Source organism: Acetobacterium sp. K1/6, assembly GCF_034438075.1.
In the GTDB taxonomy this organism is placed as follows: Bacteria; Bacillota; Clostridia; order Eubacteriales; family Eubacteriaceae; genus Acetobacterium; species Acetobacterium carbinolicum.
Genome location: NZ_JAXQGA010000003.1, coordinates 209,416 through 223,434 on the forward strand (window position 1 = coordinate 209,416; position 14,019 = coordinate 223,434).

14 protein-coding genes and 1 riboswitch are annotated in these 14,019 nt (G+C 43.7%); of the genes, 10 read left to right on the plus strand and 4 right to left on the minus strand.

Features of this window, described 5'->3' with window-relative positions; all coding sequences use genetic code 11:
- The first annotated feature begins 34 nt into the window (after window positions 1–34).
- From U2P91_RS04035 to U2P91_RS04055, 5 genes are all read left to right on the plus strand, one after another.
- Window positions 35–856 (plus strand): nitroreductase family protein, encoded by an 822-nt coding sequence (locus U2P91_RS04035; protein WP_322519091.1) that lies wholly within the window; start codon window positions 35–37, stop codon window positions 854–856.
- A gap of 44 nt (window positions 857–900) precedes the next feature.
- Window positions 901–1,521: an ABC transporter ATP-binding protein gene (locus U2P91_RS04040; protein WP_322519092.1), complete on the plus strand. Its 621-nt coding sequence runs from the start codon at window positions 901–903 to the stop codon at window positions 1,519–1,521.
- Window positions 1,521–2,294, plus strand: coding sequence for an ABC transporter permease (locus U2P91_RS04045; RefSeq protein WP_111888860.1), 774 nt, complete (start codon window positions 1,521–1,523; stop codon window positions 2,292–2,294). The genes U2P91_RS04040 and U2P91_RS04045 overlap by 1 nt, the downstream gene beginning before the upstream one ends.
- Before the next feature lie 109 nt (window positions 2,295–2,403).
- The gene (gene mtnK / locus U2P91_RS04050; protein WP_322519093.1) at window positions 2,404–3,678 is read left to right on the plus strand and encodes an S-methyl-5-thioribose kinase; all 1,275 of its coding nucleotides are present in this window, start codon (window positions 2,404–2,406) and stop codon (window positions 3,676–3,678) included.
- A gap of 303 nt (window positions 3,679–3,981) precedes the next feature.
- A complete protein-coding gene (locus tag U2P91_RS04055; protein WP_111888862.1) occupies window positions 3,982–4,401 on the plus strand; it encodes a hypothetical protein in 420 nt (139 codons plus the stop codon).
- 37 nt (window positions 4,402–4,438) lie between these two features.
- On the opposite strand, the gene metA is transcribed toward U2P91_RS04055, so the two are convergent.
- Together metA and U2P91_RS04065 are read right to left on the minus strand one after the other, a co-directional pair.
- A complete protein-coding gene (metA, locus tag U2P91_RS04060) occupies window positions 4,439–5,359 on the minus strand; it encodes a homoserine O-acetyltransferase MetA (RefSeq protein WP_322519094.1) in 921 nt (306 codons plus the stop codon).
- Window positions 5,360–5,385: 26 nt separating this feature from the next.
- Window positions 5,386–6,666 (minus strand): O-acetylhomoserine aminocarboxypropyltransferase/cysteine synthase, encoded by a 1,281-nt coding sequence (locus U2P91_RS04065; protein ID WP_322519095.1) that lies wholly within the window; start codon window positions 6,664–6,666, stop codon window positions 5,386–5,388.
- A 590-nt stretch (window positions 6,667–7,256) separates the two neighbouring features.
- Here U2P91_RS04065 and aroF point away from each other — a divergent pair.
- The 5 genes from aroF (at window position 7,257) to ltrA (ending at window position 12,036) form a co-directional block, all read left to right on the plus strand.
- A complete protein-coding gene (aroF, locus tag U2P91_RS04070) occupies window positions 7,257–8,267 on the plus strand; it encodes a 3-deoxy-7-phosphoheptulonate synthase (RefSeq protein ID WP_322519096.1) in 1,011 nt (336 codons plus the stop codon).
- On the plus strand, window positions 8,267–9,160 hold the full coding sequence (locus U2P91_RS04075) for a prephenate dehydrogenase (protein ID WP_322519097.1): 894 nt from the start codon (window positions 8,267–8,269) through the stop codon (window positions 9,158–9,160). Before aroF ends, U2P91_RS04075 begins: the two co-directional genes overlap by 1 nt.
- Window positions 9,161–9,335: 175 nt before the next feature.
- Window positions 9,336–9,947, plus strand: coding sequence for an FUSC family protein (locus U2P91_RS04080; RefSeq protein ID WP_322519098.1), 612 nt, complete (start codon window positions 9,336–9,338; stop codon window positions 9,945–9,947).
- Window positions 9,948–10,451: 504 nt separating this feature from the next.
- Window positions 10,452–10,583, plus strand: a complete 132-nt coding sequence (locus tag U2P91_RS04085) for a hypothetical protein (protein WP_322519001.1) — start codon at window positions 10,452–10,454, stop codon at window positions 10,581–10,583.
- A gap of 187 nt (window positions 10,584–10,770) precedes the next feature.
- On the plus strand, window positions 10,771–12,036 hold the full coding sequence (gene ltrA / locus U2P91_RS04090) for a group II intron reverse transcriptase/maturase (RefSeq protein WP_322519002.1): 1,266 nt from the start codon (window positions 10,771–10,773) through the stop codon (window positions 12,034–12,036).
- 116 nt (window positions 12,037–12,152) lie between these two features.
- Here the strand turns inward: ltrA and U2P91_RS04095 are convergent, their stop codons facing one another.
- Both U2P91_RS04095 and U2P91_RS04100 read right to left on the minus strand, forming a co-directional pair.
- Entirely contained in the window at window positions 12,153–12,884 is a 732-nt protein-coding gene (locus U2P91_RS04095) for an alpha-ribazole-5-phosphate synthase (RefSeq protein WP_111888868.1), read from the minus strand.
- Window positions 12,885–12,981: 97 nt separating this feature from the next.
- Window positions 12,982–13,515: an ECF transporter S component gene (locus tag U2P91_RS04100; RefSeq protein WP_111888869.1), complete on the minus strand. Its 534-nt coding sequence runs from the start codon at window positions 13,513–13,515 to the stop codon at window positions 12,982–12,984.
- A 119-nt stretch (window positions 13,516–13,634) separates the two neighbouring features.
- Window positions 13,635–13,803: riboswitch (cobalamin riboswitch) on the minus strand.
- Between the last annotated feature and the right edge of the window lie 216 nt (window positions 13,804–14,019).

The following is a 14,019-nucleotide window of genomic DNA, read 5'->3' on the forward strand; positions in this document are numbered from 1 at the left end:
TTGAAATTTCACTTGATATTGAAAGGAAGATAGAATGATAAAAATCGATCAGGAAAAATGTGTTGGTTGTGGTGCATGTGTTGAGGATTGTTTCCCCAATGATATTGTTTTAAAAGAGGATAAGGCTGCGCCACTGAATCGAACATGCATAAAGTGCGGACACTGCATTGCCATCTGCCCGGTTGATGCGGTGAGTATCAGCGATTATGATATGGCAGAGGTTAAAGATTATCAGACCGACAGCTTTGATATCACACCGGATAACCTGCTGAATTATATTAAGTTCAGACGTTCGGTCCGTCAGTTTACAGATCAACCCATTGAGAAGGAAAAAATTGAGCAGATTATTGAAGCAGGACATTTTACCCCAACGGGTAGCAATAGTCAGAATGTTTCATATATTGTGGTTCAGGATGAGATACGGAAGCTGACCGGACTGGGACTTGAAGGGCTGAATAAACTGGGAAAAAATATTTTAGAGGATAAACAAAACAAAAATACATTATTTAAATATTATGCAAAACGCTGGATGAAAATGTATGAAGATTATTTGGCTGATCCCGAATTACCCACAAGCCTTTTTTTTAAAGCCAAGGGCTTGATTTTAGTGGTCTCTGAAACGCCTATAAATGCAGGATTAGCGGCCAACTCGATGGAATTGATGACTCATGCCCAGGGATTGGGAATGTTTTACAGTGGTTTCTTTGTGAGGGCAGCTTATGGCAATCCCAAAATCAAAGCCTTTTTGGGTATTGATGAAAGCAAAGAGGTGATTGCCTGTCTGGTTATGGGATATCCCGATGTTAAATACCAGAGAACAGTGCCCCGAAAAAAAGCGGAAGTGTCCTGGCGATAAGGCGATCAGCCTGATAGTAACACAGTTTAAACACGAGGTGAAAGATGGCTTATCTGGAATTCCGAAATATTCAGTTAAAATTCGATGAGCGGATGATTTTTTCCGGTTTTAATCTGGCCATCGAGCGCCATGAAAAAGTTCTTTTTTGTGCTCCCTCGGGCCGGGGGAAGACCAGTCTGGTAAAAATGCTGCTGGGATTTGTGGCACCTGATCGCGGCGAAATTTTAGTTGATGAGACCAAACTGACAGGTATAACGGTGAATCAGATTCGTAGCAAAATTTCCTACGTCAGTCAGGATGCCGATATTCCCAAGGGAATTGTCAGAGATGTGTTTGAAGAGGTATTTAAATTTGAGGCAAACCGTCATCTAAGTTATAATGTTGAGCGATTGCAAAATTACTGGCTTGATGCGATGTCCCTGCCTAAAGATACCCTCGAAAAAAATGTCGATACCCTTTCTGGCGGCGAACGGCAGCGGTTGGCTTTAATTTTAGGCATTCTTCTGGATCGGGATATCTGGATTTTGGATGAAATCACCACCGGCTTAGATCTGGAACTCAAGACAAAAATGGTGGACTTGGTACTCGGTTATGACAAAACCATTTTAGTGGTTTCCCACGATGATATTTATAAGAATCAGGGACTAAGGGAGGTAAGTTGGTAATGGGCGTTCAGGAAATCCCTTTTTACACCCCTCTATATCTGCTGATCTTTGTTTTACCGATGGCCATTATCAATTACAAACTGGGGATCGGGCTGAATAAACGGATTATATATTCCCTGTTTCGAATGACGATCCAACTGGTTCTGGTAGGTTTTTTTCTGCAGTACATCTTCTTATTTAACAACCTTTGGGTTAATTCGGCCTACGTTTTGTTTATGATCGGGGCGGCGGGCTTGTCCACCGTTAAAACCTGCGGATTGACCATCAAAAATCAGTTATTGCCGATTGTAATTGGGTTTGGCATTCCCAATCTGGTGATGATTCTCTTTATTAATCAATTTGTTATCGGTCTTTCAAATATTTTCGATGCCCAATATTATATTCCTCTGATGGGGATGCTCTTGGGCAATAGTTTAAGCGGAAACATCATTGGCATCAATACCTTTTACACCGGGTTAAGACAAAATGAACGGCAGTACCACTATCGGCTGGCTTTGTCCGCCAATCAGTGGGAATCCACCCTGCCCTGGTATAAAGAAGCCATCGTCGCCTGTATGAATCCGATTATTGCTTCCACCGAAACCATTGGTCTGGTCTCCTTGCCGGGTATGATGACCGGTCAGATTCTCGGCGGTTCGATGCCGATGACCGCCATCGTCTATCAGATTGTGATTATGGGTGCGATTCTGATCTCCCGATATTTCGGGATTCACTTCTCAATTTTACTAACCCGGAAGAAAGCCTTTGACGATTATGATCGCTTAAGCCTTTAGGTGAGCACAAAATATTCCCGTTAGTGAAATAATTAGTTCATTTATTTCTATCGCTCGTCGTGATAAAATAGTAAAATATTGAATCCGTTTAAAAATTGTGAGGTAGTAGATGTCCGATAAAGATTTAACACCCTGTACAGTCATTGAATATATAAAAGCATACACGGGTATTTTTCCGGCTGGTGCCAGACTTGAGGTTTATGAGGTTGGCGGCGGCGAGGACGACGGCGATGGCTTTGTCAACCATATTTATCGGGTCTGGGATGAAACTGGAAAGTCCGTCATTCTCAAACAGGCAAAACCCTACCTGAAGGCGTTCGGCGAAGGGGTTCCCCTGACCGCCAAACGCAACCAGCTTGAATCCGAAATCATCAAACTAAGAGCGGCCATTACCCCCGAGTATCTGCCCCAAATGTATCACCTCGATCCCGAGAATAATCTCTTTGTTTATGAGGATTGCGGACGGCTTAAGATTATGCGCTTTGAATTGATCAAGGGAAAGTCTTTCCCTAAATTTCCAGAACAGATGGGCGAATTCCTGGCTAAATCAAATTTTTATACTTCTGAGATTTACTTGGATCAAATTGATCATAAGGTTTTGGAATGCAAATTTATGAATCCCGAGATGCGGGTTATTATGGAAACCATTCTGTTTTTGCGGGAATCTTTTATTGAGGAAGGTGTAGTGGATCTGCCACCGGGAGATCCTAGCCATCTGGCCATGAGTGATTTACTCTGGGAAAAACGGGAGTTGCGGATTGAACTGCTTAAACTCCGGGGTATTTTTATGAAGAAAAGCGAATGTCTGGTTCATGGCGATCTGCACACCTCCAACATTATGATTGGTGACAACGAGATGAAAATCATCGATATGGAATACCCTTTTATGGGCCCATCCTCATCTGATACCGGCTATCTTCTGGGAAATCTGGTTTATGAATATATTGCCTGGTTCCACCATGAAGAAGGAACTAAAGCGTCCCGGAAAGCCTATCGTCAGGAAATGCTGGGGTATATAAAAGGCTTGATCACAGCATATCAGCGGGTTTATTGTGCATGCTGGGATCAGGATGCCAAGCCCATGTATCGGGAATATACCGAATATCGGGATGATTTGCTACGAACCTATATCAAAGAGGTTTGTGGTTTTACCGGTTGTCAGATTGTTAGTCGAGTGGGCGGAATTGTGCCCCTGCCGGATTTTGATGTGCTTAAAAATCCAGTTAGTCGGAACTGTGCCAGACGTCTGGCCCTGCTGATTGCTGATGCGCTGATTATGAAACGGGAAGAGATGGAATCGGCGGATGATATTATTTCGTTAATAGAAACCATAACCTATCGATATTTTGACGTGATGAAGGCGTTAAAAGATCGGGATAAATAAAACCGCAAAAACTCAAGTGATTTTCCACTTGAGTTTTTTGTTTGCAAAAGCTGACCACGGCATGTTTATTTTTTAAATAATGTGGTAAAATAATTACAAAAATAGGTTGGAATGTCTCTTTGAAAAAAAAGGAGGTTAAGCGAAATACGGGGATTTTATAAAGAGTGGCTAAGCCGCTGGAAAACTAAAATGAAATCGGTTGCAAACGCGACTGTCAGGTCATCGGGCAGAGACGGGGAATTTTGTGCTTAGCAGGATGTTTTAGCTGTTCGTGTAAAAATAATCATACAGGAGGAAAAAGTCATGAAAAAGAATAAATTAGCACCATCTCTATTGGCAATAACGATTATCTTGGTTTCAGTGCTTTTTATGGGGGCGAGTTGTAGTGCAACAACTGCCAAGGTTAGCAATGCTGTGATGACCACAAGCGTGGACGACAACTCCATGCCCACGGATACAGTCACTGAGTTTCCGGTCAATACCGATGTGTACGTGGCGGCAGAACTGCACAACGCACCGGATGATACCAATATCACTTTTATCTGGTTTTTTGAAGGGCAGGAAGTCGATTCCGTTACCATCAATAACGGCGACGTCAGCGATGCACCACTATGGGGGATTCTTCCGGCAGAACTGGTAACAAAACCAGGGTATTATGGGGTGGAGATTTATATTGATGACCGGGAAGATCCGGACACGAAAACAGAATTCACGGTTAAATAAAAAAAAGCGCAGGCCATCCTGCGCTTTTAAAATACCCTTAAAATGCGGCATCAGATAATTCAAACGGTGTTTCCTGATAAACGTAGTAATTCAGCCAGTTACTGAATAACAGGTTGGCATGGCCCCGCCAGCGCACGACCGGGGGTTTTGTGGGGTCATCATTGGGGTAATAGTTGATGGGGACATTAATCGGTTTACCCTGGGAAACATCCCGGTCATATTCACCCTTTAAGGTTTCCGGGTCATATTCACTATGTCCGGTAACAAAAATCTGGCGGCCGTTTTGAGCTGTGGCAATATAAACCCCGGCATCAATGGACGATGCCATGACCTCCAGATCTGGGTGGGCATCAATGAGTTCCCGGTGAATCCCAGTATGTCGGGAGTGGGGAACATAGAAGCTGTCATCAAAACCCCGGAAGAGTTTAACATAGCGGTGTTCCAGATGGTGTTCAAAAACGCCAAAGGCTTTTTGCGGTAATAAGTACTTTTGAATGCCATAGTGATAATAAAGTCCGGCCTGAGCGCCCCAGCAGATATGCAGGGTGGAAAAAACACTGGTTTTACTCCATTCCATAATTTCGGTGAGCTCATCCCAATAATCCACGGCTTCAAACGCCAGGGTTTCAATGGGGGCTCCAGTGATAATCAGTCCATCAAAACGCTGTTCCCGGATCTCCTCAAAGTAACAATAGAAAGAGCCTAAATGTTCGGAAGAGGTATTTTTGCTCGCATAGGTTTTGGTTTGCAGCAGGGTTACCTCGATTTGCAGCGGGGTGTTTCCCAATAACCGCAGGAGCTGGGTTTCGGTGGTGATTTTGGTGGGCATTAAATTAAGGATTACGATTTTAAGTGGGCGGATATCCTGATGACTGGCCCGGTCGGAATCCATCACAAAGATGTTTTCATCGGTTAAAATTTGACTGGCGGGCAGGTCGGTGGGTATTTTGATGGGCATATTTTTACCTCCGGGTAATAAAATTATCAGACTTTAGCCAAAGCCTGATCCAAATCAGCTAAAATATCGTCGCTATGTTCCGGCCCGATGGACAAACGGATCATGTCTTCGGTAACACCGGCAGCAATGAGATCGTCGCCGGAAAGCTGTTGATGGGTGGTGGTAGCCGGATGGATAACCAGGGACTTGGCATCGGCCACGTTGGCCAGATGTGTAAACAGGCTCAGGCTGTCAATGAATTTCCGGGCAGCTTCAATGCCGCCTTTGATCCCAAAGGTAAAAATAGAGCCGGGACCTTTTTTAAAGTACTCTTCGGAAAGATTCTTGTAGGGGTTATCAGGCAGTGAGGGGTAGTTAACCCAGGTAACTTTCGGATGGTCACTTAAAAACGCCACTACTTTTTGGGTGTTTTCCAGATGCCGATCCAGTCGCAGTGATAGGGTTTCCAGACCCTGTAAAAGCAGGAAGGCATTAAACGGACTGATGCAGGCGCCAGTATCCCGGAGTAGCTGAACCCGGGCTTTGACAATAAAGGCGGCAGCGCCGATGTCAGTCGCGTAGGTAATGCCGTGGTAGCTGGAGTCCGGGGTGGTAAATACCGGGAAGCGGCCGCTACCGGCCCAGTCAAAGGTGCCACCATCAACGATCAGGCCACCGATAGTAGTACCGTGACCGCCGATAAATTTGGTGGCCGAATAAACCACAATGTCCGCACCAAAATCCAGGGGTTTAAATAAATAAGGCGTGGCAAAGGTATTATCAACGATCAGCGGCAGACCATTATCATGGGCGATTTTGGCAACCGCCTTGACATCACAAATATTAATAGCCGGATTACCTAAGGACTCGATATAAATAGCCTTGGTATTTTCGTTAATGGCAGTTCGAAAACGCTCAGGATCATCCGGGTTAACAAAAGTGGTGTTAATGCCAAGCCGGGGCAGGGTGGCACTTAACAGATTGTAGGTGCCCCCGTAAAGGGTCGACGCGGCAACCAGTTCATCACCGGTACCGGCGATGTTTAGAATTGTTGCGGTAATGGCGGCCGATCCGGAAGCAAAAGCCAGAGCACCAACACCGCCTTCCAAAAGAGCCATTCGTTCTTCCAAAACATTAGTGGTGGGGTTCATGATCCGGGTATAAATATTACCGGGTTCTTCTAATCCAAAAAGGCGCTGGGCGTGTTCGCTATTATCAAAAACATATGAGGTCGTCTGATAAATGGGAACAGCCACCGCGTGAGTGGTAGGATCTGGGTTTTGCCCCCCATGTAGTTGAAGGGTTTCAAATTTTCGGGTATCTTTCATTGCTTTCTCCTTTGGATTTTTGGGATTCTATTGCAGTGAATTTTATTACATATCATTCCAGTAGGAATTATAAGCAATATAACACGAATCGTGAACCTTGTCAATACGTGAAATCAAAGAACAAAAAATTAACAGAAAATCAGAACTATTTATTTGACATTAGTAAAATTTAAGTCTATAATAAATCAAAATACACGTTGCAGTTTTTATGTTTAGTAGAAATTTGTTTTCTTATGTGTCCTGAGAGGAATATCATGGAAGAGTTAAGAAGAAACTTAAATGAATATTATTACGTTAACACCCAAAGTTATTGGTTCTTTAGCTTTGGTTATTTTGCGTACAATAAATTAAGTTCCTTTGAGAATCCATGAGAAATTTTTAGCGATACAGGTGTATTGAATAAAAGTTGATTTTTAGGAGACTTCTTAGGAAGTCTCCTTTTTTTTTCGCAAGACAAAAGCCAAGCGTCATGCTAGCAAATTGGTGGCTGTCTACGAATCACGGAAAATCAAGCGACCGATTTTCGGTGGTCTTCGGTGCACAGAAGATAAAAAGTGAGTGGTCAGTGAATAACAATAATGGAGGAAAAAATGATAGTAGTCGTTAAACCCAACACAAATGAAGAAGATATCAAGAGGTTAATCAAAATGATTGAAACACAGGGACTGAACATCCATTATTCAAAAGGTGTGGATCACACGATTCTGGGAATAGTAGGGGATACAACCTTGGCAGATGTGGAAAAAATCCGTTCGAATCGTATTGTTGAGAATGTCCTCAGAGTTCAGGAACCGTACAAAAAAGCCAATCGCTTATTCCATCCCGATGACACCATTATTAATGTTAAGGGCAGAAAAGTTGGCGAAGGCACTATTAGCATCATGGCTGGTCCGTGTTCAGTCGAAAGTGAGGAACAGGTTGTGGCGATTGCCAAAAGTGTAAAGGAATCTGGAGCCACCTTTCTGCGCGGTGGTGCTTTTAAACCACGATCTTCGCCTTACGCATTCCAGGGTTTAGGTTATGAAGGGCTGGAGTTATTAAAAATAGCCAGAAAAGAAACTGGACTTCCAATTGTCAGCGAACTGATGTCACTTGAACATCTGCCAGCTTTTGAAGATGTCGACATTATCCAGGTCGGGGCAAGAAACATGCAGAATTTTGATTTGCTCCGGGAATTGGGGAAAATTGACAAGCCTATTTTACTAAAACGGGGGATGTCATCAACCATGCAGGAATTTTTGATGTCGGCCGAATACATCATGAAAGAAGGAAACGATAAGGTGATCTTGTGCGAACGGGGGATTAGAACCTTTGAAACGGCCACCCGAAACACCTTGGATATTAGTTGTGTCCCGGTACTTAAACAAAAAAGCCACCTGCCCATTATTATTGATCCCAGCCATGCCACCGGGCTATCCTGGACCGTTGAAGCATTGACTAAGGCGGCCATTGCCGTTGGTGCCGATGGTGTGATGATTGAGGTCCACAATAATCCCGAAGAGGCCCTTTGCGATGGGGAACAATCCATTACCCCGGAACAATTCCATAAAATCATGATTACAGTTAAAAAATACGCCGAATTTGAGAATAAGGTGATCTAATGAAAAACCGAGAAGATTCCATCGTTGGCTTTATCGGCCTGGGTCTGATGGGCGGTGCACTGGCCATGGGACTCAGGAAACAAGGCCCCAAAGAAATTTGGGCTTATGATTTAAACCCGGCAGTGATTAAAACCGCCCGGACCCGGGGCGTGATCGATGAAGGCGTCTGGGATTCGGCGGGGCTTCAAAAAATGTTGCCCCGGTGTGATCTGGTCTTTATCTGTCTGACACCAATGGATACGCTGGCTTTTTTAGCGCTCTATATGGAAGATTTTAAACCGGGGGCGATTGTTACCGACATTATTGGAGTAAAAGAAGTGGTCTTTAAAAACCTGGGCAATCTGTTACGCAAAGACATTGACTATATTCCGGGACACCCCATGGCGGGAAGTGAAAAAGAGGGATTCGGCGGGGCTGATGATCGCATTTTTAAGAATCGTAATTATATTCTCACCCCCTTACCGACCAATCAACCAGAGAACATTGAGTTGATCAGGGATATCGTAACCGATTTGGGATTTAACCACATTGTTGAGACCACCACCGAAATACACGATCAAAAAATAGCCTTTACTTCCCAGCTTTGTCATGTGATTGCAGCGGCCCTGGTTGATTGCGAGGATGATCTCTCCATCACTGATTTTGAGGGCGGAAGCTTTGGTGATCTGACCCGGATTGCCATGATTAATGCCCCCATGTGGACGGAGCTGTTTATGTGCAACCGCAAAAACTTATTGGACCAGATTAAGAAATTTGAAACCAGTCTGGAAGCAATGAAAGAAATGATAAAGCAAGATGAAAAGGAAGAATTGATCGCACGGCTTAAATCAGTTCGCAAGAAACGCGTTGCCATGGGGGAAATCCGGGCGGCTAAAAACTTAAAAAATCTGTGAGTTTGCTTAAGAGATGCGGCGTGAAAACAGTTACATCAGCCTGAAAATGATTACGCTATTGACTTAATCTCATATGAGAGTATACTCTAGTTAAAGAAACATGTTATAACAAAACTTTTGCTGGGAACAAAATGTTGATAGTAAAAGTCAAAAAAATAATTGGAGTTAAAAAATCATGAAATTATGTAATCTGCCAGCCATTGGTATGAGAAACATAAAAACGGTGTTAGCAGTCTTTATCTGTGTGGTAGTATTTGCAATTATGGGACCGGAGTTCAATCCGCTCGTTGCTGCAATTGCGGCTGTGATTACGATGGGACCGAGCATTGAAAATTCGATTGAAACGGGCTGGAATCGGATATTGGGAACCCTCTTTGGAGGTGTAGCGGGAATGTTGGGTATTTTTATTGCTCGTTTAATCCCATATCAATACGCCTATGTTTTCATCATTCCGTTAGGAATTATGGGACTGATTTATCTGTGTAATACAATTAACAAGTCGGGTGCTATCGTTATTACCTGTGTGGTTTTTCTCATTTTAATGACCACCTATCCTCAGGATACGGGTACCTATATGCTGGCCCTTTTAAGACTTCTGGAAACGGTATTTGGTATCGTTGTGGCGTTTTTAATCAACCGCTTTATTAAATTGCCGGAATGTGATAAAAACCCGGATGAAAGCCAAACAGAGACGGAAAAAGAGTTGATCACGGTCGAAGAAAAACCGGACAGCGGTTATAAAAAATTTAAAGTGTCAAACCTGTTGTATATGATATTCAAACCCTAGATTTTACGTTTATTCTGGATTTTTGTGACGTCTAGATTAACTAAAATATAATTACCCCTCCCCTTAAAAAAGAGACCACCCTTAATACCAGGTGGTCTTTTTTTGTTTGCGAGGCATGTTGCCGAGCTAATGGTCTGAAAGAAGACCTGTCACCTGGCTAATTGGGAAGACAAGCTGTAAGCAAGGGCGTTTCCGGCGACGGAAGGGTCTGAAGGAAGCTGATGGCGGTTGTTGGAACGGAACGCAAGTGAACCAGTGTTGGTATATATGATGGATAACCTTTCAAAAAGTGGGAACGTCCGAAAATTAGCTGAGTCATATATATTTGGATGGTCGTTTTAACAGCAAGCGGAGTAACTTAACCTCGGAAGTACTGTATCTGAAGCTGTAGGTTTGTTCACAAGGGAAACCAAGGGACAAAAGGAAGGTGCAGTATGCAGATGAAGCCATAGTAGTGATGAACATCACGCCAATGAAAGCCAGTAATGGACTGGAGGAGAAAACGTGAAGGATGCTGTTTTTATAACGGTGACGGATCGGGGTCAAAAGTCCCGATCTGATGCGAAGGGCGGAAGAAATCTCAAAGATTACTTTGAAACATGGGAAGTAAGAGCGAAGGTGTTAAACGAAGGCTGAAAGGCCGGAAGGTCCGAAAGAATTGGCATAAAATACCATGCGAGTCCTTTTGACGACACAGATTTGAAGTAATTCGTGGAATAAAGATAAGATTGCCAGAGTGCTAGAAACGTCAAAGGAAACGAATGAAGAACAGATAGCTTAAACGGAGAGTGCCGGAAAAGTAAAGCAGGAATGGAGGTGGAACATGAAGAAATGGTACAGCCTGATCGATAAGATCTATCGAAAAGAAAATTTGGAGCTGGCCTTCAGAAAGGTCAAACGGAACCATGGAGCTCCCGGAATTGATGGAGAAACGGTTTTGGACTTTAATGAAGCACTGGAAACGAATATTGAGTTTCTTCATGAGAAGCTGAAAACCAACACCTATGAACCAGACCCGGTCAGACGGGTAGAAATTGAAAAGCCGGATGGCGGCATACGATTGTTGGGGGTACCGACCGTCAAAGACAGGGTCGTCCAACAAGCCATTGTGAATATCATTGAACCAATCTATGAACCAACCTTCCATCCATCCAGTTATGGATACCGCCCCAACCATTCCCCACAGCAAGCTGTTGCCAAGGCCGAACGCTTTATGAATCGGTACGAACTGACAGAAGTTGTGGATATGGATCTGAGCAAATGCTTTGACACCCTTGATCATGAGATTTTAATGCGGGCGGTGGCCGAACGCATCAGTGACGGAAAAGTTTTAGGGTTGCTCAGGAAGTTTCTGAAATCCGGGGTGATGCAGAGCGACCGATTCATCGAAACAGAAATCGGCAGTTGCCAGGGAGGCGTCATTTCACCGTTGCTCAGCAACATCTACCTCAATCAGTTTGACCAGAAAATGAAGGGCAAAGGCCTGCGGATCGTTCGATACGCAGATGATATCCTCATCTTTGCAAAAGACAAACAGACAGCCGGCAATTACAAAGCCTACGCAACTAAAGTTCTGGAAGAAGAATTGAAACTGAAGGTAAATGAGACGAAAACCAGGCTGACCAGTGTGAGAGAAGGCGTGACATTCCTGGGGTTCGTGATTTATGCGAAATATCTGGTGATCAATCCCAAACGGATCAAACGTTTTAAGGGCAAAATCAGAAACATAACCAGAAGAAATGCCGGAAGGCCACTTGAAAAAGTGATTAAAGAGCTTAATCCAGTGCTCCGGGGATGGTTGAATTATTATCGGATCGCCAACATAAAATCATTGATTACAGAGATGATGTCATGGATTCGGCGCAGGTTGCGAATGATAAAGATGAAGCAATGGAAAACATATAAAGCCATGCATAAGGAAATGAGAAAACAGGGGATCAAAGGTAGTGGTGAAAAGATGGCGGTGACGAAATGGAAGAATTCAAATGTCCATATCATCCACATGCTACTCCCGAATCAGTACTTTGAAGACTTGGGACTCATCGATTTAGGTCAATATAAAGTTGGATTACTGTCGAATTATTATTAATTCGATGAGAGATTTCAGGAGCCGTGTACGGCAAACGTAAGCACGGTTCTGTGAGAGCAAAGAAATCCGGACTAATTATCCGGATTTCTAGCTACTCGATATTTGCAAATATTTTGTTATCTGAAATAACCAATAATGGTCAGCTTATCCTTAAAGATGGCAGCCAGTCCGGATAGGGCTGAGGGCTTGATGCTGGCAATTACGGTGGTTGCCGGGCCGGAAGAATCCACTACATTCAGATCATTAGGTAATTGTTCAAATTGGAGCTGGTAAATATTGGCAAGCGTGTTGGCTTCGTATAAAATCCCTTTGGAACCGCAGGGAACGATCTCATTTACGGCAGGGTTCTTAACTAAGGTCTTGAGATCCTGATAATTGGCGATTTCCGGATCGCCATCGAGAATAAGGGCACTGACATATTTGGGTTTACCGATGCAGATCACCACATCTGCAGATACTGAGGGAGTGATTCGCAACCGATTGGCCATTCCGAGTACAAAAATGCCAAAACCGGTCATGCTGGTTTTGAAATTTTCTTCGGTCGAACCATTAATGGGCAGATCTCCGATACCGGCTCGTTCCAATTCTTCCCGAATACCTTTAATCAGAGCTTCGCCGGTGGGGTGCATTTCTCCGACGATGGTGTTGGAAAGACCGATGATCTGGGCGCCACAGGCCAGCAGTTCAAAAAGACATACCCGGGCAGCAAAAACAGAAATGTACTTGGTGGCAACACACAGTTCATCCCCGGGCTTTTCCCCGACGCCACCGCTACTGTCGCAGGCAGTGACCAGGAGGGAATCAGGAAGCTCAATGACGGATAGGTCACGATATTGATAAGTTTTCATACGGTCCTCCATTCGGGGGTTTTTATAATAACGTAAGTGCCATGTATTTTGTGAGTTACTTCGTCATTTAAGAATCAGGTTCTAGCGGAGCTTAAGTTTATGCCTGAGCCGAAGTTGCCGAAGATACCTGATTTTTAACCGATAGGGGTAATGCTTTAAAGACAAGGGCCGCAATCAGGGCATTGATTCCACCCACCAGAGCCAGGGGAAACATCATTGCAATTACTCCGGGCCAGGTTAACATGGGGATTAAAAGCGGCGAACAGAGTAAAAGTAGGATCGGGCCGTTGCAGATAGCGGCAACGATAACGTTGACGATCAGGGCGACGATTTCATTTGCGGCCTTTTTAACAAAAACATAAGTATACCAGGTGGCCACCATGATCAGCCCCATCCCCAGACCAATAGCAAGGTGAACGGGTAGGGTCATTGGGAATCCTGAGGTAAGCGCGGTTAAAAGATGACCGATAATAGCAATAATTGCGCCAGCCAGAGGTCCCATCAACAGGGTGCCCAAAAAGGCCGGCAGTGAATCGAAGGCAATCGTGCCAAAAACTTTTAACTGGGCTCCTACAAAAGAGAGGGCAATTAAAAGCGCCATAAAAACGAGTTGTCGCGTGTTGATTTTCATGTGATACTCCTTAATTTTATTATAAAGCATTTCTATGGCGATGAAAAGAAAATTTGGATAGGTCGATTTAATTAAATAAAAAAGTTCACATCTAATTTAGATGTGAACTTTACCGTCGTCCAAATGGAATCATTTCTGGCAGGTCTCCTGAGTCAGCTTCATCGCAGTTTGTCCCTTCCCGTGAGGTGGTCATGACTTGTGCTCGACTTTACAGTGGTGGGTCCCTACAGGATTTTAACCTGTTTCCCTATTCTCCTTTTTCAAGGCACCAAAAAAGCTTTATTTACTTGAGCAAATAATAGCACATCAGAGATCAATTTGTCAAATTGAAATTGTAAATAATTAAGGGAAAGAAAAAGTAAAGTAATCGTTAAAAGATGATCGCGTCGAGGGTAAATTCTAGCTTAAATCAACCGCGAAAAAAAAGCGGCGATAAAAAAATCGCGGCCAAATATTGCTGCTATAATTCATTGTATTGAATCCTTGGAGTATGGTACAATGCTT

Bases quoted from the DNA above. Each gene is read 5' to 3' on its own strand.
- U2P91_RS04035 (WP_322519091.1), top strand. From the start codon at position 35: ATGATAAAAATCGATCAGGAAAAATGTGTTGGTTGTGGTGCATGTGTT.
- U2P91_RS04040 (WP_322519092.1), top strand. From the start codon at position 901: ATGGCTTATCTGGAATTCCGAAATATTCAGTTAAAATTCGATGAGCGG.
- U2P91_RS04045 (WP_111888860.1), top strand. From the start codon at position 1,521: ATGGGCGTTCAGGAAATCCCTTTTTACACCCCTCTATATCTGCTGATC.
- mtnK (WP_322519093.1), top strand. From the start codon at position 2,404: ATGTCCGATAAAGATTTAACACCCTGTACAGTCATTGAATATATAAAA.
- U2P91_RS04055 (WP_111888862.1), top strand. From the start codon at position 3,982: ATGAAAAAGAATAAATTAGCACCATCTCTATTGGCAATAACGATTATC.
- metA (WP_322519094.1), bottom strand. From the start codon at position 5,359: ATGCCCATCAAAATACCCACCGACCTGCCCGCCAGTCAAATTTTAACC.
- U2P91_RS04065 (WP_322519095.1), bottom strand. From the start codon at position 6,666: ATGAAAGATACCCGAAAATTTGAAACCCTTCAACTACATGGGGGGCAA.
- aroF (WP_322519096.1), top strand. From the start codon at position 7,257: ATGATAGTAGTCGTTAAACCCAACACAAATGAAGAAGATATCAAGAGG.
- U2P91_RS04075 (WP_322519097.1), top strand. From the start codon at position 8,267: ATGAAAAACCGAGAAGATTCCATCGTTGGCTTTATCGGCCTGGGTCTG.
- U2P91_RS04080 (WP_322519098.1), top strand. From the start codon at position 9,336: ATGAAATTATGTAATCTGCCAGCCATTGGTATGAGAAACATAAAAACG.
- ltrA (WP_322519002.1), top strand. From the start codon at position 10,771: ATGAAGAAATGGTACAGCCTGATCGATAAGATCTATCGAAAAGAAAAT.
- U2P91_RS04095 (WP_111888868.1), bottom strand. From the start codon at position 12,884: ATGAAAACTTATCAATATCGTGACCTATCCGTCATTGAGCTTCCTGAT.
- U2P91_RS04100 (WP_111888869.1), bottom strand. From the start codon at position 13,515: ATGAAAATCAACACGCGACAACTCGTTTTTATGGCGCTTTTAATTGCC.